This window comes from Mucilaginibacter polytrichastri (genome assembly GCF_001911425.1).
GTDB classification, from domain to species: domain Bacteria; phylum Bacteroidota; class Bacteroidia; order Sphingobacteriales; family Sphingobacteriaceae; genus Mucilaginibacter; species Mucilaginibacter polytrichastri.
Map to the genome: position 1 here is coordinate 766,773 of NZ_MPPL01000001.1, position 22,318 is coordinate 789,090.

The window sequence follows — 22,318 nt, forward strand, 5'->3', positions numbered from 1 at the left end:
ATACTACATCGCTGGTAACCACGCCCAGGGCTAATGCAATTCCGGCTTGAAAACCTTTTTCGATACTGGTTTTAATCAGTGCAAAAAATACCGGGCCGGTTAAAAAGGTTAATATCAACCCTATACCTATGCCCGAAAATATAGCTTCTATCATTAATATAAATTAGGGCATTACTAAAAGTAAAGCAATGCAATTTTAGACATTTAACAAAGAAAGTACCTAATTGTATTTATTTATTTTTTCAAACAGAGCCTGTATTAAAAAAAAACTTTATGTTAGTGTCCTCAAAACACCAATTATTTATAAATGGAACAAAACAACGCTAATAGTAATCGATCGGCACTCTATTCATTAATCACCGTTTGGTTCTTCTGGGGCTTTTCGGCCGCTTCAAATGGAGTATTCATTCCTTTCTGTAAAGCTCATTTTCACTTATCACAATTCGAATCGCAATTAATTGACTTTACGTTTTACGGTGGATATTTTATTGGGTCGTTAGTATTGTATTTTGCTTCACAAGCCACTAAGGTTGATATTTTAAACAAGATCGGTTATAAGAATGCCATTGTTTTAGGTCTGGTAATTTCTACTGTAGGGGCATTATTAATGGTTCCTTCTATCAACGCAGGGGTATTTGGTTTTATCCTGGGTTCGTTTTTCATTATTGCTATTGGGTTTGCATTGCAGCAAACGGCGGTTAATCCATTTATCGTGGCTCTAGGCTCGCCAGAAACGGGATCAACCCGCTTAAACCTGGCCGGTGGCGTTAATAATTTCGGTAGTATTTTAGGCCCGGTGGTTGTAAGCTTCCTTTTGTTTGGTTCGGCAGCAAGTAATAGCAATGCAGTTGTGTCTATATCATCTGTAAATAACTTATATTACATATTAGCAGTATTATTCCTTGCGCTGGCTATCTTTTTCTGGGTAACCAAATTGCCTAAAGTAACCAGCGACGAAAAAATTGAAGCAAGTACTAAAGCAAACTTCCCACTGTTTATCATCTTTATTGCCTTCTGTTTAATTTTAGCTGCTACACCATTAAGTAAAGCAACCGGCTTATCTCCGGCTTATTTTGTATATGCAGCATTGTTCGCGATTTTAGCTACATTGATACTAGCATCATCTGCAGCTACCAAACAAAAAGACGGTTGGGGAGCTATGAGATACCCACAGTTAATTTTGGGTATGCTGGCAATCTTCACCTACGTAGGTGTTGAGGTAACCATTCAAAGTAATTTTGGAGCCTTATTAGAAACTAAGGCTTTTGGCGGTTATGCTGCTAAAGATATTGCACCGTTTATTTCACTTTATTGGGGTAGCTTAATGGTTGGCCGTTGGACAGGTGCCATCGGGGTATTTAACGTATCGAAAACCGCACGTACTGTATTGACAATATTAGTTCCTTTTATTGCATTTGGTGTAGTGTTACTTGCCAATTACATTAGCCATGCTCCAATTGGTTTATTGGCACCATACGCAATTTGTATTGTGTTTTTGGTTGTAGGTTTCTTAATAGGTAAAGAAAAGCCTATCCGTACCCTAAGCATCTTTGGTTTAATGGGCGCCGCGTTTATGGCTATTGGTATGCTTACCACAGGTATTGTTGCGACTTACGCTTTTATTAGCGGTGGTTTATGTTGCTCTATCATGTGGCCATCTATCTTTGCACTTTCATTAGCTGGTTTAGGTAAATACACAAGTCAGGGTTCTTCATTCCTGATCATGATGATTTTGGGTGGTTCAATCATTCCCCCGGTTCAGGGTATCTTAGCCGACGGTAGCGGTAAACTGATCCCGGGTATGAGTGGTATCCATTTCTCTTACATCGTACCGTTGATTGGTTTTGCTTACCTGGCATTTTTTGCCTGGAAAGCAGGAGCAGAGCTTCGCAAACAAGGTATCGATATTGACCATATAGAAACAGGCGCAGGGCATTAATATTTTAGTCATTTAGCTAGTGGTCATTAGTGCTTAAACAGTGACTTATGACCATTAACTAATGACTATTGACTAAAAAATTTATAACTTGGCACCGGCCTGTAATTAAACGTAAACTGCGTTTAATTACAGGCCGGTGCCAAGTTATACCTGTTAAATACAATTTATGAGTACCGTTAATTCAAAGGCAAAAAGCTATGTATTGCCGCTAATTACACTTACATCACTTTTCTTCATGTGGGGGTTTATTACCTGTATGAATGATGTATTAATTCCGCATTTAAAAAACCTTTTCCAGTTAAGTTATTTGCAGGCTATGCTGGTGCAATTTTGCTTCTTTGGCGCTTACTTTATCGGTTCACTTATCTATTTTATTATCTCTTACTATAATGGTGATCCCATCAATAAAATAGGTTATAAAAGCGGAATACTGCTTGGGCTTGTAATCTCGGCACTTGGTTGTGCTTTGTTTTATCCAGCAGCGGCTTACGCGGCTTATGGCCTGTTTCTGGGTGCCTTATTTGTATTAGGTTTAGGGTTTACACTGCTACAAATATCGGCCAATGCTTATGTTTCGTTATTAGGGCCGGAAGACAGTGCTTCGAGCCGGTTAAACCTTACACAGGCATTTAATGCTTTGGGTACCACTATTGCACCGGTTTTGGGTGGTTATTTAATACTGGAGTTTTTTGCTAAAGATGGCGTTGTAACTGCAGAGTCGACCCAGATTCCGTATCTCATTTTTGCTGGTTTATTTATATTGCTTGGGGTCATTATTTTCTTTGTAAAGCTTCCCGAGTTTACTTCAGAAGCTATTGAGAGTAAAGGACTGGGGGCTTTAAAGTTCACTAACCTTAAGCTGGGCGTTTTGGGTATCTTTTTTTATGTAGGCGGCGAGGTTGCCATAGGTAGCTTTATCGTCAGCTTTTTAAAGCAGCATGATATTGCCGGTTTTACCGAGTCTGTAAGCAAAAATTATTTGGCCTTGTATTGGGGTGGTGCAATGATTGGTCGTTTCCTGGGTGCTATTTCATTAAATAAAGGTATCGGGGCCGGTAAAAAACTCATCTATATGGTTTTAACAGCCGTTGCCGTATTTTTAGTGATCCTTTCTATTGTTGATCTTACCTTCTCGCAAATCAGTTATTTCCTGGTATTTATTGTGTTAAACCTGCTGGGCTTTATGGTAGGTAAATCATCGCCGGGCAGAACGCTGGCTTTGTTTGCAGCTGTAAACGTACTTTTGCTGGTGATCACAATTTTCACCGGCGGCCATATAGCCATGTGGACTATTTTGGCTATCGGTTTGTTTAATTCTATCATGTATTCAAATATTTATACCCTGGCTATTGCAGGCCTGGGTAAATATACCAGCCAGGGTTCATCATTATTAGTAATGGCTATACTGGGCGGTGCGGTTATCCCGGTAATACAAGGCGCTGTTGCCGATGTAATGGGCATTCAGAAAGCGTTATTTTTACCTGCACTTTGTTATGTATACATTGTATACTTTGGATATTACTGCTGGAAAAATTTAGGCCACATAGAGTTAGATGCACCTGCAAAGGGCGGACATTAATATTTTTAGTTCATAGTTGATAGTGCTTTTGCATTTGGCCTATGACCTATCAATTATGGATTACATAATTTAGATAATAAGTTGATGTTTAGTTTCGGCTATGATCTACCAACTATGAACCATGAACTAAAACCATGAAACCAAGTTTCGACCTCATATTCATGAACCTGGCAACAGACCTGGCCAAACGCAGCCATTGTGTTAAGGCGCAGGTTGGTGCTGTTTTAACTAAAGATTCGCGCATTATATCGATAGGCTATAACGGCCCGCCAGCAGGCACGCATAACTGCGATGAGGAATGGCCCGATACAGGCTGCCCGCGCGACTCTAAAGGCAGCTGCTCCCTGGCGTTGCATGCCGAAGAGAACGCCATCTTATACGCCATGAAAAACGGTGCAGGGCTGGAAGGGACGACTATGTATACCACGCTGTCGCCATGTTTGCCATGTGCGCGGTTGATATTCTCGGCAGGGATAAAAGAGGTTTATTTTCGCCACTCGTATGCCGAATATAAAGGCTTAAAGAGCGACGAAGGTGTAGATTTCTTAAATCGCTTTGGTGTTAAAGCGGCCAAGTTTGAAGAACCGCTTATTGATCTTTCACTTTAAGAAAAGGCTGAACCTTATCTAAAGCAAACTGAAGCTGCTCATCGGGGGTTAGGTTGGTATTATCCAATATGGTGGCATCTTCAGCGCGTATCAGCGGACTTTCTTTGCGGGTTGTATCAGAATAGTCGCGGTGTGCTATGTTCTCAAACACTTCTTCTAATGTAATATCGGGGTTGTTTGGCAACAGTTCTTTGTAGCGTCTTTCGGCACGAACCTTAGGGTCGGCGGTCATAAAGAGCTTTACCGGGGCATGCGGAAAAACAGCTGTGCCAATATCACGCCCATCCATCACCACGTTTTTAGATTTGCCCATGCGCTGCTGCTGCTTTACCATCTCCAACCGTACAGCTCTGATGGCCGATACGGCGCTCACATTGCTCGATACCGGCATCAAACGGATCTCGTCTGATACCTCTTCATCATTCAGTAAAATATGGGTCTGGTAATCGCGCGAATGAAAGTTTAAATGAATATCCGGCAATACAGCTTTTACAGCTTCTTCATCTTTTAGGTCGATGTTATTACGCAATAAATAAAGGGTAACCGCGCGGTACATGGCCCCGCTGTCAACATATATAAAGTGAAGTTTTTTGGCTAAGGCCTTAGCTAAAGTGCTTTTTCCACAAGATGAATAGCCATCAATAGCCACTACAATGTTAGTGCTCATTCGAAAGGCTAAATTACGATATTATGTTATGATTTCACCGATGGGTTTATGATTTCACAGATTGTGATCAAGATCATTCAAGGTATAAATCTTCCAATCAGTGTAAACACAAAAAACAGTAGTTTTGAAATATGAACATTACTAAGGCCGGGATACAGAAGGAAACCACATTTAAGGCATCCCGTAGCGGCGGTAAAGGCGGGCAGAACGTAAATAAGGTATCAACCAAGGTGGAACTTAATTTTGATATCGATGCTTCGTTGCTGTTTACCGATGAAGAGAAAGAAATACTGCGTACCAAGCTCGGCGCACGTTTAAATAAAGACGGGGCCATACAGGTGGTATGCGATGAAGAGCGAAGCCAATACCTTAACCGGGAGAAGGCGCTCGAAAAAATGCACACCATTATTGCCAAAGCTTTTGAGAAACCTAAACCACGTAAAGCAACTAAGGTAAGCCGGTCGGCAAAGGCAGCACGGCTGGATCAGAAAAAAATAGTGTCTGACAAAAAAGAAAACCGTAAACGGAACTTTGATTATTAGTTAAAGTGATACATTACCGATATGGAGCCCCATTGCTCTGATTCTCTTGTCTCTTTAGTGGCTTTACTTTGAAAAATTACAGATGCGTCGAATGTCCATCTGTCGCCGCTATTATAGGCTGCACCTATCTGGTTACTAAGTATTAATCGCTCTGGGGTACCTTTTATTTCCAAGCTATTGATCTGATCAGGTGATAAGCCGGATTGAATGGTTGCAAATGGTAACTGGCCAGATTTACTTTGTATGGTGCCATCGTAACCAACAATATTAATCATTGGTTTATAGTAAAAGAAAAACTCCTGGTCGTTGGCTTTAACACCATCGCGGTTCATTACCGTACTTTGGGTACTGATAGAGTTAAATAGTTTATTGGTGCGGCCAAGGCGAAGCAGTGGGCCAAAACCCAGTCCCGAAAAAACATTTCCTATATTAACATACGAGCTAAAGTTAGCATCAAATATTGGCGACCTGAATAGCATCTTATTGTATTCGGCGGTAAGCGTTAATTTGATGCCGCCTTTAAGTTGATGGTCCCAGCCATAGGGCGTATAAAAACCGAACGTGTTGTGGATAAAATCCTGAACTTGTTTGCCCTGCGCTTTAGAGCCTGTAACACCAATTTGAGCACCAAATTTTAAGTTGCTTTGGTTTTTGTATAACAAATTATAAGTACCGCCAAGATAAAGATAGGCAGCAAATGGCCTGTCAATATTTTGAAGGTTATAAGCCGGAGTGTTATAACTTGGATTAGTATTCGTTATACTTCCAGATAGCGGATTATACATTTTTTGGCCGCCCTCGAAGCCTAAAACCTTATTTGCCAGTTTGCCATCCAGATCAAAAGGAAGCGCCTCGCGGTAAAAAAGAAAAATACCATTGGTGTAATACCTGTCAGACCCCTGGCCTAAGTAGCCATCATTATCTGTTTGGAAACCAAATTCCTGGGTACGGTATTGTGCTTTAGTGTATAATGAACAAAGGAGCAGAACAATAGCAAGAGGTAATAATTTTCTCATTTAATCAGGGAGTAATTGCAAAACTTAGCTAAAATATAAAAAGCCCCGATAATTCGGGGCTTCTATCATTTTATTTAACTAAATTTTAATAACCTGATGTTTAGTTGAGTACAGGCTTTGCGTCTTCTTTAATGGTAAGGTCTAGCGCGTCATCAACTTTTTCGTCGAGCAGGGCCATGGCTATCACCTCGCGCATTTCTGTTACGTAATGGAATTTCATATCCTTGATGTAATCATCTTTAATTTCCAGAATATCTTTCTGGTTTGATTTACATAAGATGATCTCTTTAATATTGGCACGTTTGGCAGCCAGTATCTTTTCTTTGATACCACCTACAGGCAATACACGGCCCCGCAGGGTTATCTCGCCGGTCATGGCCAGGTTAGGTTTTACCTTACGCTGTGTAAAGGCCGATGTAAGTGCGGTAAGCATAGTTACACCTGCCGATGGGCCATCTTTTGGTGTGGCACCTGCCGGTACGTGGATATGGATGTCCCATTGCTCAAACAGTTTTTGGTCGATATTAAAACGGCTGGCATGCGAGCGCAGGTAGGCCAGCGCAATGGTTGCCGACTCTTTCATTACATCGCCCAAACTACCTGTTAAAGTTAAGCGGCCTTTGCCTGGGCTAAGGCTTGCTTCAATGAACAGGATGTCGCCACCAACAGAAGTCCAGGCCAGGCCTGTTACCACACCGGCTACGTTATTGTTCTCGTAAAGGTCTTTGTCAAATATCGGCGCGCCCAGTATCCTTTCAATATCTGCTTTGCTTACTGCCGGGTTGTACTCTTCTTCCAGGGCGATGCTTTTGGCCACACCACGGATCACCGAGCCTATCTTTTTATCAAGGTTACGCACGCCCGATTCGCGGGTGTATTCTTCAACCACTTTTTCCAGTACATCATTTTTCAACGTTACCTGCTTGGTTTTTACACCGTGCGCTTCGCGTTGTTTAGGTACCAAGTGTTGTTTGGCAATCTCTATTTTCTCTTCAATGGTGTAACCGTTAACCTCGATGATCTCCATCCTGTCCAACAATGCCGGCTGGATGGTGCTTAATGAGTTTGCGGTTGCAATGAACATAACGTTAGACAGATCGAAATCCAGTTCGACATAATTGTCATAAAACGTACTGTTTTGCTCAGGGTCTAAAACCTCCAGCAGGGCCGAAGATGGATCGCCCCTGAAATCGTTGCCCACTTTATCAATCTCATCTAAAATAAATACCGGGTTAGCAGCACCTGCTTTTTTGATAGACTGGATTACACGGCCCGGCATTGCACCGATATACGTTTTACGGTGACCGCGAATTTCGGCCTCGTCACGTACACCACCTAAAGCCATACGCACGTAGCGGCGGCCTAGTGCCTTAGCGATTGATTTACCCAGCGAAGTTTTACCAACTCCCGGAGGGCCTACCAAACAAAGGATAGGGGCTTTCATGTTGTGTTTTAGCTTCAGCACGGCCAGGTATTCAATAATACGCTGCTTAACCTTATCTAAACCAAAATGGTCTTTATCCAAAACCTTTTGGGCGCGTTTTAAGTCGAAATTATCTTTAGTGAATTCATTCCATGGCAAATCGAGCATTAGCTCCAGGTAGTTCATCTGTACCGAGTAATCTGCCGCAGCGGGGTTAATGCGGGCCAGCTTATCCATTTCTTTGTTAAAATGGTCACTTACCTCTTTGGCCCATTTCTTTTTGGTGGCACGCTGGCGCAGGTTGTCCAGTTCCAGGTCGGGCGAGTTACCACCTAATTCTTCCTGGATGGTTTTTAGCTGCTGGTTCAGGAAATAATCACGCTGCTGCTTGTCCAGATCAACCCGTACTTTAGATTGGATCTGGTTTTTTAGTTCCAGCATCTGTAGTTCGGTGGTTAAATGCTCTAACACCTGGTTGGCCCGCTCGCGCAGGTTAATGGTTTCGAGCATGCGCTGCTTTACAGACATATCGGCATTCATATTAGACGATATGAAGTTGATCAGGAACGAAATACTTTCTATGTTTTTTATGGCAATGCCAGCCTCGGTAGGGATGTTGGGCGACATTTGCACAATGCTCATGGCCATGTCTTTAATAGACGATACCATGGCTTTAAATTCTTTATCTTGTTTTGGCCTTATCTCTTCAAAAGGTTCAATAGTGGCCTTAATGTAAGGTTCACTTTGAATTTCTTCTTTAAGGTGAAACCGTTTTTTACCCTGTAATATCACGGTGGTATTACCATCGGGCATTTGCAGCATTTTTACAATAAGCGCAGTGGTACCAACATTGTTAAGCTGGCCAAAGGTGGGGTCTTCAATGCTCACATCCTGCTGCGAAACCACCCCGATAATGCGTTCGCCTTTATTGGCTTCACGAATTAGTTTGATAGATTTATCACGGCCTACGGTGATTGGAATAACCACACCGGGGAAAAGTACAGTATTACGAAGTGGAAGTATAGCTAAAACCTCGGGCACCTGCTCATTATTCATTTCTTCCTCATCTTCGGAAGACATCAGCGGAAAAAACTCAGAATCTTCGTTTATTACCGGCAATGTATTTTTAAAATCAAACGGATCATAGCTCATTAAGCACCCTTTCTAAAATTATTAACGTCAAGTTGTCAGCTTTTTAAATAATAAAAGCTAATTATAGCAGCTATTAAAGCAATTTGCTATTGTAAGTATTATGTTTCAAGAGATGTGCCAAGATACAATTATAGCCTGTGATAAACATTTAACATTAATAATATATTGATTTATACAACGTTAAAATAGTTATTGGCTTTTAATGTTATAAGCAGCAAATAGTTGCAATACTGAAAATTAGTCAGTTTGGGCAGAAAGTCTTTTGGCGTGATGTTTGTAAATATTTAACAATAAATTGCTCATATTGCATAATAAAATTTAACATTGGCAGTTAATTGTATATTCAATTTGTTATTTTCTTAAATACCTGATGAGGTTACCGGTCATACTTTTTGTATTAGCTATCACGTCAGTTAAAGTTTCTTCGGCACAAAATGCTTATGTAAAGCTAGGTCAGCAAGCATTAATGGAGGGGGATTTTAAAGTCGCGATACAAAGGCTCGAGCGGGCCTGTGTTATTGACTCTACCAATGCCGATGCTTTGTGGATGCTGGGATACTCTTATTATCATAGCGCCAATTATAAAAAGTCTATTACTGCTTATAACCGTGCCTTATCTGTTAAACCTACCGATGCTACGTCATATTATTACCGTGCACGCGCCAAAAGTTATATGGCCAAAGATAATACGCTGTCGGCACAAGAGCGCGATAAATATCTTTACGGGGCAATTGTAGATTTCACTAAAGGAGTTACACTTGAACCGACCGATAAAAACAAGTATTACCAAAACAGGGGGATAGCGTACCGCGAATACGGTGTATTTAAACTCGACCAAACATCCAGAACAACCTACGACAAAATACGAGGTATTAATGCACTCAAAGCATCTATAGATGATTTAGAGAAGGTTTTGACCGATAGCCCCGGCCGCACGGATATAGCTTCGTTGTTGGATATCTCTAAAGAAAAGCTGGCTACTGTGGTGGGGCACCACTAAATATTACTTCTTAAATTTCCCTTTTATAATATACCGGTTGTTGCCCAGCAAAATTACATGCTGCGATTTATCTATGGTATAAACAGAATCAGGCAGATAGGTTAACGCCTCACTGGTTTCATACAGCATATTTTTGGTATGGTTAACAATGTGGATACGGGTAACCTTGCCTTTTATTTTGGTAACCGTTAGTTCGCGGGTTTTTAATTCGGGCGTTAGCGCCTTATAAGTAATACTGTCGCCCCGGGCCAATACCGCATAGCTTTGCTGCCACGACGGTTTGTTAATATCAGACGAGGCGAACAGCCCCAGCTCGTGGCCCCAATTAGCAATCTTTAAATTCTTGGTTTCACTCTGGCCGTTGTGGTTAACTGTTTTAGTTACTGAAGGATTAACGCGGTTAAGCCTCGATGAATCGGCTTGTATAAAACCCTTCAGGTCGAAGTATTTATACTGGCCTTTGGTTTCCTTTACATCAGGCTTACAGGCCACCAAAGCCGTGCAAATAAAAAAAGAATAGCAGATGGCGAACCATCTGCTATGTAATTTATACGAGTACATTCCCGGTCATTTCCTCGGGGATCTCAACCCCTAATATGGTCAATACAGTAGGGGCAATATCGCCCAGTTTACCGTCTTTTACTTGTTTAACATCTTTATCAATAATAATACAAGGCACCAGGTTAGTAGTGTGTGCTGTATTTGGCGAACCATCTGCATTGATCATAAAGTCGGCATTACCGTGGTCGGCAATGATGATGAATGAGTAGCCGTTTTTTAAACCGGTTTCAACAACTGCTTTGGTGGTGGCATCAACAGTTTGGGCTGCTGTAACAACGGCTTCAAATACGCCGGTATGGCCAACCATATCTGTATTGGCAAAGTTGAGGCAAATAAAATCGGCCCAACCGCTTTCCAGTTCAGGTAAAATAGCATCGCGGATACCTTCGGCACTCATCTCAGGCTGCAGATCATAAGTAGCTACTTTTGGCGATGGCACTAACAGGCGTTTCTCGTCTGTAAATTCTTTTTCTCGGCCACCCGAGAAGAAAAAGGTTACGTGCGGATATTTCTCCGTCTCGGCAATACGGATCTGGTGTTTACCGGCATCCTGCAAAACCTCGCCCAGGGTTTTAACCAAATCGTCTTTGGTAAATATCACGTCAACGTTTTTAAACGTCTCGTCATAAGTGGTCATGGTGATATAGCGCAAATTAAGCGGGAACATGTTTTGCTCATGAAATGGCTTTTGCGTTAGCGCCAATGTAATTTCGCGGCCACGATCTGTACGGAAGTTAAAGCACAATACCACATCGCCATCTTTAATTAGGGCAAGCGGCTGTCCGTCTGCACCGGTATTCACAATTGGCTGGATAAACTCATCGGTTACACCTTCTGCATAAGATGCTTTAATAGCACCCAGCAGGTCGGTAGTAGGTATGCCGGTACCGTGTACCATCAGGTCGTAAGCCAATTTTACGCGCTCCCAGCGGTTATCGCGGTCCATTGCATAATAGCGGCCAATGGCCGATGCAATTTTAACCGGAGTATCTTTAATGTGGTTCTCCAGGTCGGCAATGTAACCGGCACCGGCATTAGGGTCGGTATCGCGGCCGTCTAAAAAGGCGTGGATAAATACTTTCTCTAAACCAAATTCGCCGGCTGCGTCGCACAGGCCTTTTACGTGTTTAATATGCGAGTGTACGCCACCGTCTGATACCAGGCCGATGAAGTGTACATCTTTGTTGTTTTGTTTTGCATAATCAAAAGCGCTTTTAATTACGGCATTGGTTGGCAGTTCATGGTCGTCAACCGCTTTGTGTATGCGGCCAAGTTCCTGGTAAACCACGCGGCCTGCGCCCAGGTTCATGTGCCCTACTTCAGAGTTACCCATTTGGCCCTCGGGCAAACCTACAGCCATGCCAGAAGCTTCGAGCTTGGAGTGCGGGTAGGTTCTGATCAATTCATCGAAAAACGGAGTTTCGGCATTAAATATAGCGTCTGATTTGTCCTGACGGCCGTATCCCCAGCCATCTAAAATCAATAAAGCGAGTTTTTTTTGTTGTTCCACGGTGCAAATATAAATTTTATGTTTATTGGTGGGTAGTTATTGGGTTACTATGTTGTTAAGTAATTGGAGATAGTTATTGAGTTACTGTGTTATTAGGCTAAAACAGGGTAGTTGTGTGTAGTGTTTATTGAATTATCGGGGTACAGGTTTAGTAACCTAATAACTTAATAACCAAATTACTTAGTAACAATGTCACAAATCAATTTAATTCAAAACTAAATAATTGTCAATTGTTTTTACTTTTGACGATTAATACGAACGATTTTGGATAAAGAACTTGTAGACTCATTTATATTAAATGCCCTGAAAGAAGATGTAGGCGATGGCGACCATACCTCGTTAGCTACTATTACGCCGGGCACCCAGGGCAAAGCCCGCTTACTGGTAAAAGATACCGGCATTTTAGCAGGCGTTGAACTGGCTGTAGAGATATGCCACATTATTGATCCTGAATTAAAGGTTGAACTCTTTTTACAGGATGGGGCAGCGATAAAGCCGGGAGATGTTGCTTTTAACTTATCGGGCAGCGTACACAGCATTTTAAAGGCCGAGCGCCTGTTGCTTAACTGTATGCAGCGCATGTCTGGCATTGCCACCAAAACTAACCAGATTGTAAATATGCTGAAGGGTACAGGCACCAAAGTATTGGATACCCGTAAAACTACCCCCGGCGTACGTTACCTGGAAAAATGGGCGGTAAAGATTGGCGGAGGCGTTAACCACCGCTTTGGTTTGTATGATATGATTTTGATTAAGGATAACCATGTAGATTATTCGGGCGGTATTGCCAATGCTATTAACAATGCCCATCAGTACCTGGCAGATCAAAACAAGAAACTGCAAATTGAAATAGAAGTAAGAAACCTTGACGAGCTGGAAGAGGTTTTACAGGTAGGTGGTGTTGACCGTATTTTACTGGATAACTTTAAGCCGCAAGTGCTGCAGCAAGCCATTGCCAGAAACGAAGGGCGTTATATTACCGAGGCATCGGGAGGGATAACCATGGATAATATTATGGATTATGCATCGGCCGGGGTAGACTATATTTCTATCGGCGCGCTTACGCATTCTGTTAATAGTTTAGACCTCAGCCTAAAAGCGATTAAAGAATGAACAACTTAATTACTAACATATCTTTTAGTAATATTGTGGTGAAATGATATCTGTTTATTCGATTTCAGCGCTCATTCTGGCTTATTTGTTTGGCTCTATACCCACCGCGGTGTGGATAGGCCAGGCATTTTATGGCATAGATATCAGGGAGTATGGCAGTGGTAATGCCGGGGCTACCAACACCTTCAGGGTGCTGGGTAAAAAAGCCGGTATACCCGTAATGCTTATTGATATTTTAAAAGGGTGGACGGCTACTAACCTGGCCTATTTTATACCCATGTCGCTAGTAGGTAATCACCATTCTATCATATTTACTAATTATGAGCTTGCCTTTGGTATAACGGCTGTTATGGGCCATTTATTTCCGGTTTTTGCAGGTTTTAGAGGTGGGAAGGGAATTGCCACCCTTTTTGGAATGGTTTTAGCTATCCATTTACAGGCTGCCTTGCTTTGTGTGTTTGTGTTTATATTGGTGCTGTTGATCACCAAGTATGTATCGCTAAGTTCTATAATGGCTGGTTTTATGTATCCTATAGCGGTAACATTTGTGTTCCCGGTTTACATAAAGTCTGTAGTAATATATGGTATGTGCATGTGTATATTAATATTGGTTACACACCAAAAAAATATAGAACGCCTATTGAAAGGCAAGGAGTCGAAAGTCAATCTGTTTAAGAAAAAAACTGCCTGACGTTATGAAGAAATTTAACCTTTGTTGTACAATGGCCATTGCTGTTGTATTATTTTCCTGTTCAACAGTGCCAATAACCGGCCGCAAGCAATTTAATGTTGTAAGCGATGCCGAGATTAATCAATCTGCGGCTGCCAGTTACCGCCAGTTATTAACCGACCCTAAAACCAAGGTAATAGCAAGCTCTGCCGATGCCCAGCGGGTGCAAAGGGTAGGTAATCAGCTGTCTGCCGCTATTCAGCGTTATTTGCAGCAAAATGGCTATGCCAATCAGTACAATTTCGACTGGCAGTTTACGCTGATACAAAGCAGCGAGGTTAATGCCTGGTGTATGCCCGGCGGCAAGGTTGCCGTATACAGCGGCATACTACCTTATACTAAAGATGATGCCGGACTGGCTACCGTATTGGGCCACGAGATTGGCCATGCCATAGCCCACCACTCTGCCGAGCGGGTTTCTCAGCAATATGTAGCACAGGGATTAGGCACGGCCATTGGGGTTGGTGCAGCAAATTCCTCATCGGCAACATTAGGTATTATTAACCAGCTTTATGGTGTGGGTGGATCATTGGTTCTATTGAAATATTCACGTAACCAGGAGTCAGAAGCAGATAGGCTGGGCCTTACCTTTATGGCTATGGCGGGTTACGACCCACATAATGCTATTGCTTTTTGGCAACGGATGGCAGCATCTGGCACAAACAGTAACACCCCCGAATTTTTGAGTACACACCCTGCAGATGCCACACGCATTGCAGCTATACAAAATACCATACCCGAGGCTATGAAATATTACCACAAGTAATATGGCTAAAATACGTTTCCTTACCGCGCAGTGGAAAAACCTGCTCATGGTCAATTACGAGGTAGATCCCGAAGTTTTAAAACCACACATGCCTGCATTTACCGAACTGGATTTGTGGGAGGGTAAGGCTTTAGTAAGTATGGTGGGTTTTATGTTTTTAAACACCCGGGTAATGGGCATCAAATGGCCCTGGCATGTTAACTTTGAAGAAGTAAACCTGCGTTTTTATGTGCGATACTTTGACGGTAAGGAATGGAAACGGGGAGCTGTGTTTATAAGCGAAATTGTACCTAAGCATATTATCCCAATTGTAGCTAATAATTTGTATAATGAGCATTACAAAGCATTACCCATGCGCCATAGCATAGCGCAGGCTGGTAATGAGCATACTTATTTTGATTATGAGTGGATGCTGAAAGGCCGCTGGAATAAATTAGGCGCTACCGTAAGCAATACCTTTACTAACCTGCAACCCAATAGTGCCGAACAATTTATTTTTGAGCATTACTGGGGATATAACCGTATTCATGATACTAAGACGCTGGAATATGCGGTTGAGCATCCGTCGTGGCAAATAGCAGCAGTAAAAGATACTGTATTTGATGCTGATATTGCTGCATTGTATGGTGCTGAGTTCGAACCTTTCTTAAGTGTGAAACCTTATTCAGCATTTTTTGCCAAAGGTTCTGATGTAGCCGTTAGGGTTGCGGGGAAAATTCTGGCTGCCCCAATACTGCCATAATCGCTTTTACTTTTAACAGGCACTCTTCGTATTCAAAAGCTGCATCGGCATGGTAAGTGATGGCACTGCCTGCCTGGAAGGAAAGATACCTCTCTGTTGCGTTGTATTGGATGCTGCGGATCACTACATTGAAATCAAAATCCCCATCGGGACTAAAATAACCTACCGCGCCTGAGTATACACCCCGCTTGGTTCGCTCATATGCTTCCATCAGTTGCATAGCGCTTAACTTGGGTGCGCCGGTCATGCTGCCCATAGGGAAAGTGTTCCTTACGGCTTGTACAGTGCTCATGACATTCGCTAACTCACATACCACCGTCGAGATCATCTGATGCACCTGCTGAAAGCTGTAAATGCCAAACAACTCTGCTACCTTAACCGTACCGGGAATGGCAGAATGGGTAAGGTCGTTTCTAACCAGGTCAACTATCATTACATTCTCCTGTTGCTCTTTGGTGTTGTTGCGCAATTGCTGAATAATGACTTTATCGCTTGCGGCATCAATGCCTCGTTTGGCGGTACCTTTAATGGGCTGAGAGATTAACTTATTGCCTCGCTTAGCCAAAAATCTTTCGGGCGAGGCACAGAGGATATATTGCCGGTGATATTTAAAGAAACAGGCAAACGGGTTAGGAGAAGCCTCATTTAATTGTCTGAATATATTAACTGGGTGAACAGATACATCTTCAGCATAAAATTCCTGGCAAAAATTGGTAACATAAATATCGCCCCGGCTAATGTGTGCTTTAATTTTATTTACGGTATCAATATACTCGGCCTTATTAAACCGTGTTTGTATGTTAACTTTTGGTGATGCAGTTTCTGTTACAATAACAAACTCATTGATTGCTTTAAATACAGCTTCGGCATCGTCAGCCTGAATATTTACTTCATCACCATTAACAATAATAAGGTGCCGGGGAACGAAGAAATACAGATCTGGAAATTGCAGATGATCTGTGTTCGCAGAATCAACCTGTTCCAGCTCGTTCTTCAAATCATAACCTAAAAATCCCGTCATCCATTCGTTATGCTCTGCCTTAAAATTGGCTAAGGCATCGAAAGCGTTACCGCTTTGGGCGGTAACATCAGCCTTTACATCGGCGGCTATCAGTGTATCGAACTTAGCATATTGATCAACGAAATTATTAGAATCAAGGTAACAGGCCACATCAAAATTTGAGGCCCAATGCAGCGCTTTCTGTTTAAATTGAGGGATGTTATCGGGATAGAAGATCACACTACAAAAATAGTAAAGGCCGGGCAAAGCCGGCCTTTAAATGATAATATCTTAAAGTTTTGATTGCAAGCTACGAAGTAATCTCGTAGCTACGCACATCTGATTTATACCGGCAGTACTAACGTCTGCTTTCTGTCTGGCCCTACCGAAAGATATTTGATCGGTACTTCCAGTTCTTTCTCCAGGAAAATAATGTATGATTTTAACCTGTCTGGTATTTCAGATAACTCGGTAATACCGGTAAGATCTTCGTTCCAGCCATCAATTTCCTTGTAAACAGGTACAGGCATAACAGAGCAAATGTCATACGGCATGTAATCAATTTCTTCGCCGTTATAGTTGTAATGTGTACAGGCGTAAATTTTATCGAAGCCACTTAATACATCAGCCTTGGTCATTACCAGTTCGGTAACACCATTAAGCATAATGGCATATTTTAAAGCAGGCAGATCGATCCAGCCGGTACGGCGCGGGCGACCGCTCACAGCACCAAATTCGTGGCCAATTTTGCGGAGTTCTTCGCCAACTTCGTTATCCAACTCGGTAGGGAAGGGGCCACCGCCAACGCGGGTACAATAGGCCTTAAAAATGCCTATTACATCGCCGATTTTGTTAGGTGCAATACCCAAACCGGTACAAGCACCGGCAGTAGTAGTGTTTGAGGATGTTACAAAAGGATACGAGCCAAAATCAATATCCAGCATGGTGCCTTGTGCGCCTTCTGCCAGTATTTTTTTGCCTTGTTTAATATACTCATTAACCAAGTGCTCAGAATCAACCAGCGGGAATTGTTTGAGGAATTCTATCGCTTCGAAGAAGGCAGCTTCGCGCTCGCTAAAATCGGGCACTTCGCCATACAAAGCCTGTAGCATAGAAGTATGCTTGTCGGCCAGTTTCTGGTAGCGTTCTTTAAAATCGGGTAAGGTGATATCGCCAATACGTAAACCATTACGGCCGGTTTTATCCATATAGGTTGGGCCGATACCTTTTAAGGTTGAACCAATTTTACCTTCGCCCATCTTCTTTTCAGAAGCGGCATCCAGTAACTGGTGGGTTGGAATAATCAGGTGTGCTTTTTTAGCAATCTGAAGATTTTTTTTGGCAAGCAAATCATGACCGGCATCTTTCAGCTTGTCTATTTCTTTTTTCAGTGTGATCGGGTCGATCACTACACCATTACCAATCAGGTTCATGGTATTTTCAAAGAAAATACCTGAAGGGATGGTGTTCAGTACAAACTTTTTACCATCAAACTCAAGGGTGTGTCCTGCGTTTGGCCCGCCCTGAAAACGGGCAATGAGGTCGTAACCTGCACTCAAAACATCAACAATTTTCCCCTTACCTTCGTCGCCCCATTGGAGGCCTAATAAAACATCAACAGCCATTATTTTTAAATAATTCTTTACTAAAAAAAAGAGCACGTCATGCCGAACTTGTTTCGGCATCTCACATGCAAAGTTATCCCGTTTGTTCCCTATTTGATCGCCCTGTAAGCGATATGCCTTTTTAATGGGATGCCGAAACAAGTTCGGCATGACGGGTGGATATTTTTTGTATAATTTATTAAATTAAAATACCCGGGGCATAAAGCCACGCAAAGGTATCATCATCAATGTATTTATTGGTATAAAATTTAAAAAGCTTAGTGAAACTAAGCTTTGCTTAAAACCGGGTTATCCATTACGATACTTTTCTGTCGCAGAAACCTTCTTTTAATTTGGTGCAGTTTCCGTAAAGATTTAAAGAGTGGTGCCTGATCTCAAATTTGAGCAGCTCGCCCATCATGCTTTGAATTTGCTGGATGCGCGGATCGCAAAACTCAACCACTTTACCGCAATCAATGCAGATAATGTGATCGTGCTGCTTATAACCGTATGATTTTTCGAACTGTGCCATGTTTTTACCAAACTGGTGCTTGGTAACCAAATCGCACGATACTAATAGCTCTAAAGTGTTGTATACGGTAGCGCGGCTTACACGATATTTTTTATTTTTCATGTGGATGTACAATGATTCCACATCAAAATGATCGCTTCTTGAATAAATTTCTTCTAGTATGGCAAAGCGCTCCGGGGTTTTCCTGAGGCTTTTATTTTCGAGATACGCCTCGAAAATTTTTTTAACCATATCAATGGTTTCCTGCTGAGGCATAGTTAATATTTAGCAGTTCAAAGGTATTAATTTTTGGTTGAATAGTTATAGGTTATTGAGTTATTAGGTTACTGATGTCAAATTATTTACCCAACTATTACTTAGTAACTTAATAACTCAATAACAATAACCTAACTCGCTTTTTCAATCGCCGAGGCCGAATCGAAACGGGTTACGTTGGTTATTCCTTTTACAGTTTTAAGGCGCTTAATCAAATTATCCAGGTGTTCGCGGTCATTTACATAAACCATGATAGAACCTTCAAAAATGCCGTTATCGCTATCAACAGTAATAGAGCGCATATTTACCTTAAAGTCGTTAGATATTACAGTGGTTAACTTATTAATCAAGCCCACATCATCAATACCTGTAATGCGCAGCCCGGTTAAAAATGCCAGTTCGTGCTGGTTAGTCCAGCGGGCTTTAACCACCCGGTAGCCATAGTTACTCATTAGCTTGGTGGCGTTAGGGCAGTTGGTACGGTGTATTTTAATGCCATCATTAATGGTAATAAAACCAAACACGTCATCGCCGGGTATCGGGTTACAGCAGTTGGCCAGCTTGTAGTCAATCTTCTGCATATCTTCACCAATCAGCAATATGTCGCTGTCTTTGGTTTTAATATTGCGCAGCATGCTCTGCACCTGGTCTTGCTCAATTTTATCCTGTGGTTTGTTTTCAACACTTTTTTCAGACAACTGATATTCTTTCAGGTCCTTCATGTCTAATAAACCCTTGGCCACATTGTAAAACAGGTCCTGGGTTGAGCCCAACTTGAAATAATAACTCAGCTTATGGATATTTTCTGAGTTGTAAGTGATTTTTAATGATTTCAGCTTACGTTCCAGTATCTCCTTGCCATCTTCTGCAATTTTGCGTTTTTCTTCTTTTAAGGCCGATTTAATTTTGGCCTTGGCCTTTGCGGTAACCACAAAGTTAAGCCAGTCTTCTTTAGGCGTTTGCTTGCTCGAGGTAATAATCTCTACCTGGTCGCCATTTTGCAGCTTATAGCTTAGTGGTACCAGTTTGTGGTTAACCTTGGCACCAATACAGCTTGCACCCACATCAGAGTGGATCTCGAAGGCAAAATCAAGCGCGGTGGCGTTTAACGGCAATTGCAATAAAGCTCCTTTTGGCGTAAAAATGAAGATCTCGTCAGAGAAGAGGTTCATTTTAAAATCATCCAAAAAGTCTAACGCATTACTATCCGGGTTGCGCAACATTTCGCGCACTTTGTGGATCCATTGGTCGAGGCCGTTATCAGACGACGATTCTTTATATTTCCAGTGCGCGGCGAAACCTTTCTCAGCAATCTCATTCATCCTTTTGGTACGGATCTGCACTTCTACCCATTGGCCACGCGGGCCCATTACAGTGGTATGCAGTGATTCATAACCGTTTACCTTCGGCGATGATACCCAGTCGCGCAGCCGATCTGGATTAGGGCGATACTCATCGGTAACAATGGAGTAGGCTTTCCAGCACTCAGATTTTTCATTTTCGGGCTGGCTGTCCAAAACAATACGGATGGCAAACAAGTCATACACTTCCTCAAAGGGGATGGCCTTGTTCTTCATCTTGTTCCAGATGGAGTGGATTGATTTCGGCCTGCCAAATACCTCGGCATTTAAACCTTGCGATTCCAGTGTCTTTTTTATCGGCTCAATAAAGTCGCGGATAAATTTTTCGCGTTCGGCCTTTTTCTCGTTGAGTTTGTTTTTAATAAACTGGTAAGTTTCACTTTCCATGTATTTCATAGAAAGATCTTCCAGTTCAGATTTTATGGCATACAAACCCAGGCGGTGGGCCAGGGGGGCATATAGGTATATGGTTTCAGACGAGAGTTTTAACTGCTTATCGCGCGGCATAAACTCCATGGTGCGCATATTGTGCAACCTATCTGCCAGCTTAATCAAAATCACCCTTACATCATCGGCAAGGGTAAGCAGCATTTTACGGAAGTTCTCAGCCTGTAACGAGCTGTTGGTATCAAATACGCCCGAAATTTTGGTAAGCCCGTCAATGATCTTGGCTACCTTTTTACCAAACTCGCGTTCAATATCTTCTAAGGTAACATCGGTATCCTCTACCACGTCATGTAGCAATGCACATACAATGGAGGTGGTACCCAGGCCAATTTCTTCGGCTGCTATTTGGGCAACGGCAATAGGGTGGTATATGTAGGGTTCGCCAGATTTTCGGCGCATATCCTTATGGCTTTCCAGGGCCATATCAAAAGCAAGGCGGATGAGGCGCTTGTCGCCTTTTTGCATAGTAGGCTTACACGCACGTAGCAGGGCGCGGTATCGTTTCAGAATCTCATTCTTCTCCGCTTCCAGGTCAATCACTAATTCTTTCATAATACGGCGTAACTACTAATCATATCTATAACAGGTAACAAAAAAATTAATTATAGGTTATGTATAAAAATCACAAATAAATTCCATTAATTTTGTAATAGTAAATATATGAAATTTTTTACTTTTTTAGTGTTGTTGAGTGGTTTTGCGGGCATTGCTAATGCGCAAACAGACTTGACACACCCTAAAGTGGGCAAAAATGACACCATAAAAACATACATGACCGTGCTTGATGGAGAGCTGGTTCCATGGGTGGTTACACCCGAGGTAAAGATTGTTGATACCCGTATATTTACCAGCGAGGCAGACCGCCAGGCCTATTATCGCCTGAGGTATAATGTAATGAAAGTGCTGCCTTATGCCAAATTTGCCAGCCAGCGTTATGCACAGTTACAGCGCGATTTGGCCACCACAGCAGATAAGGGCAGGCAAAAGGAAATGATCAATGCCTGCGAAACGCAGATTAAAGATCTTTTCAATCACGAAATAAAAAACCTCACCATAACCCAGGGCGAGGTGCTGATTAAGTTGGTAAGCCGCGAAACAGGCAGTACCAGTTTTGCCATGGCTAAAGATTTAAAAGGCGGTTTCCATGCCTTTATGTTTCAGTCTGTGGCCCGCATTTTTGGGCATAACTTAAAGCAGCAGTACGACGCGGCCAACGAACGCGATATCGAAACCATTTTGCATCAAGCCGGATATACATCATCTTTGTATTAATGGACAACGGTAACATCTACCAGTTTAACGTTAAACAGTTAAATGGTACACAAATTAGCCTCGAACGCTATCAAAATAAAGTTTTATTGATTGTTAATACAGCATCGCAATGTGGTTTTACACCCCAAATGGCAGAGCTGGTAGAACTTAAAAAGTCTTTATTAGGTAAAGATTTCGAAATTCTGGCATTTCCTTCTAATGATTTTGGTGGGCAGGAACCGTTGGAGGGTGAAGCAATTGCAACTTTTTGCGAACGCTTTGATACCAACTTTCCGGTGTTTGATAAGATACGGGTGCGGGGTACTTATGCCGACCCGCTTTACCAGTTTTTGGCCGATAAAAAACAGAACGGGAAAGTTAACGCTTCACCAAGGTGGAACTTCCACAAATACCTTATTGATAAAAACGGCAAAGAAGTTGATTTCTTTTATCCCTTTACCAAGCCGGGGGCCTCTAAAATAAGGAAGAAAATAGAGCAGTTACTGGCTCAATAACTATT

Annotated in this window: 21 protein-coding genes; 11 read left to right on the forward strand and 10 right to left on the reverse strand. The window is 42.2% G+C overall.

The features are described 5' to 3' along the window. A partial coding sequence (locus RG47T_RS27030; RefSeq protein WP_216351112.1) for a LysE family transporter occupies positions 1–154 on the reverse strand: 154 nt, incomplete at its 3' end. Positions 155–307: 153 nt separating this feature from the next. Between RG47T_RS27030 and RG47T_RS03465 the strand changes: the two genes are divergently transcribed. The 3 genes from RG47T_RS03465 to RG47T_RS03475 all read left to right on the forward strand — a co-directional run bounded on the left by RG47T_RS03465 (position 308) and on the right by RG47T_RS03475 (position 4,126). Continuing rightward, positions 308–1,939, forward strand: a complete 1,632-nt coding sequence (locus RG47T_RS03465; protein ID WP_074488137.1) for an MFS transporter — start codon at positions 308–310, stop codon at positions 1,937–1,939. Positions 1,940–2,105: 166 nt separating this feature from the next. Continuing rightward, a complete protein-coding gene (locus RG47T_RS03470; RefSeq protein ID WP_074488138.1) occupies positions 2,106–3,518 on the forward strand; it encodes a sugar MFS transporter in 1,413 nt (470 codons plus the stop codon). A gap of 134 nt (positions 3,519–3,652) precedes the next feature. After that, complete coding sequence (locus tag RG47T_RS03475) at positions 3,653–4,126, forward strand: deoxycytidylate deaminase (RefSeq protein ID WP_074488139.1); 474 nt, start codon at positions 3,653–3,655, stop codon at positions 4,124–4,126. Here the strand turns inward: RG47T_RS03475 and cmk are convergent. Continuing rightward, positions 4,107–4,793, reverse strand: a complete 687-nt coding sequence (gene cmk, locus RG47T_RS03480; protein ID WP_074488140.1) for a (d)CMP kinase — start codon at positions 4,791–4,793, stop codon at positions 4,107–4,109. The two genes, RG47T_RS03475 and cmk, sit on opposite strands and share 20 nt — an antisense overlap. Positions 4,794–4,924: 131 nt before the next feature. On the opposite strand from cmk, the gene arfB reads away from it, so the two are divergent. Then, positions 4,925–5,335 (forward strand): alternative ribosome rescue aminoacyl-tRNA hydrolase ArfB, encoded by a 411-nt coding sequence (arfB, locus tag RG47T_RS03485; RefSeq protein WP_074488141.1) that lies wholly within the window; start codon positions 4,925–4,927, stop codon positions 5,333–5,335. Here the strand turns inward: arfB and RG47T_RS03490 are convergent. After that, positions 5,332–6,351 carry a lipid A deacylase LpxR family protein gene (locus tag RG47T_RS03490; RefSeq protein WP_074488142.1) on the reverse strand — a complete coding sequence of 340 codons (1,020 nt, stop codon included), beginning with the start codon at positions 6,349–6,351 and terminating at the stop codon, positions 5,332–5,334. The two genes, arfB and RG47T_RS03490, sit on opposite strands and share 4 nt — an antisense overlap. A gap of 100 nt (positions 6,352–6,451) precedes the next feature. Continuing rightward, complete coding sequence (gene lon / locus RG47T_RS03495) at positions 6,452–8,926, reverse strand: endopeptidase La (RefSeq protein ID WP_074488143.1); 2,475 nt, start codon at positions 8,924–8,926, stop codon at positions 6,452–6,454. A 370-nt stretch (positions 8,927–9,296) separates the two neighbouring features. Here lon and RG47T_RS03500 point away from each other — a divergent pair, with 370 nt between their 5' ends. After that, a complete protein-coding gene (locus RG47T_RS03500; RefSeq protein WP_074488144.1) occupies positions 9,297–9,926 on the forward strand; it encodes a tetratricopeptide repeat protein in 630 nt (209 codons plus the stop codon). Between the two features lie 3 nt (positions 9,927–9,929). Here RG47T_RS03500 and RG47T_RS03505 read toward each other — a convergent pair whose 3' ends face one another. Further along, positions 9,930–10,418, reverse strand: a complete 489-nt coding sequence (locus tag RG47T_RS03505; protein ID WP_091690694.1) for a hypothetical protein — start codon at positions 10,416–10,418, stop codon at positions 9,930–9,932. A 55-nt stretch (positions 10,419–10,473) separates the two neighbouring features. Further along, complete coding sequence (gpmI, locus tag RG47T_RS03510) at positions 10,474–11,997, reverse strand: 2,3-bisphosphoglycerate-independent phosphoglycerate mutase (RefSeq protein WP_074488146.1); 1,524 nt, start codon at positions 11,995–11,997, stop codon at positions 10,474–10,476. A gap of 264 nt (positions 11,998–12,261) precedes the next feature. On the opposite strand from gpmI, the gene nadC reads away from it, so the two are divergent. Genes nadC through RG47T_RS03530 form a run of 4 tightly spaced genes read left to right on the forward strand, consistent with a single transcriptional unit; the run spans position 12,262 to position 15,348 of the window. Then, positions 12,262–13,110 carry a carboxylating nicotinate-nucleotide diphosphorylase gene (gene nadC / locus RG47T_RS03515; protein WP_074488147.1) on the forward strand — a complete coding sequence of 283 codons (849 nt, stop codon included), beginning with the start codon at positions 12,262–12,264 and terminating at the stop codon, positions 13,108–13,110. A gap of 43 nt (positions 13,111–13,153) precedes the next feature. Then, positions 13,154–13,801 (forward strand): glycerol-3-phosphate 1-O-acyltransferase PlsY, encoded by a 648-nt coding sequence (plsY, locus tag RG47T_RS03520; RefSeq protein WP_074488148.1) that lies wholly within the window; start codon positions 13,154–13,156, stop codon positions 13,799–13,801. Positions 13,802–13,805: 4 nt separating this feature from the next. Next, a complete protein-coding gene (locus tag RG47T_RS03525; RefSeq protein ID WP_074488149.1) occupies positions 13,806–14,606 on the forward strand; it encodes a M48 family metallopeptidase in 801 nt (266 codons plus the stop codon). A 1-nt stretch (position 14,607) separates the two neighbouring features. Continuing rightward, on the forward strand, positions 14,608–15,348 hold the full coding sequence (locus RG47T_RS03530) for a YqjF family protein (RefSeq protein WP_083627284.1): 741 nt from the start codon (positions 14,608–14,610) through the stop codon (positions 15,346–15,348). Here RG47T_RS03530 and RG47T_RS03535 read toward each other — a convergent pair. The 4 genes from RG47T_RS03535 to RG47T_RS03550 form a co-directional block, all read right to left on the reverse strand. Next, positions 15,305–16,588 (reverse strand): anthranilate synthase component I family protein, encoded by a 1,284-nt coding sequence (locus RG47T_RS03535; RefSeq protein ID WP_074488150.1) that lies wholly within the window; start codon positions 16,586–16,588, stop codon positions 15,305–15,307. The genes RG47T_RS03530 and RG47T_RS03535 overlap by 44 nt on opposite strands. 104 nt (positions 16,589–16,692) lie before the next feature. After that, positions 16,693–17,973, reverse strand: coding sequence for an adenylosuccinate synthase (locus RG47T_RS03540; protein ID WP_074493091.1), 1,281 nt, complete (start codon positions 17,971–17,973; stop codon positions 16,693–16,695). A 295-nt stretch (positions 17,974–18,268) separates the two neighbouring features. Beyond that, positions 18,269–18,739, reverse strand: coding sequence for a Fur family transcriptional regulator (locus tag RG47T_RS03545; protein ID WP_074488151.1), 471 nt, complete (start codon positions 18,737–18,739; stop codon positions 18,269–18,271). A 131-nt stretch (positions 18,740–18,870) separates the two neighbouring features. Then, positions 18,871–21,099 (reverse strand): RelA/SpoT family protein, encoded by a 2,229-nt coding sequence (locus tag RG47T_RS03550; protein ID WP_074488152.1) that lies wholly within the window; start codon positions 21,097–21,099, stop codon positions 18,871–18,873. A 108-nt stretch (positions 21,100–21,207) separates the two neighbouring features. Between RG47T_RS03550 and RG47T_RS03555 the strand changes: the two genes are divergently transcribed. Then, on the forward strand, positions 21,208–21,819 hold the full coding sequence (locus tag RG47T_RS03555) for a DUF4294 domain-containing protein (RefSeq protein WP_074488153.1): 612 nt from the start codon (positions 21,208–21,210) through the stop codon (positions 21,817–21,819). Then, positions 21,819–22,313 (forward strand): glutathione peroxidase, encoded by a 495-nt coding sequence (locus tag RG47T_RS03560; RefSeq protein ID WP_074488154.1) that lies wholly within the window; start codon positions 21,819–21,821, stop codon positions 22,311–22,313. Before RG47T_RS03555 ends, RG47T_RS03560 begins: the two co-directional genes overlap by 1 nt. Positions 22,314–22,318: the final 5 nt, after the last annotated feature.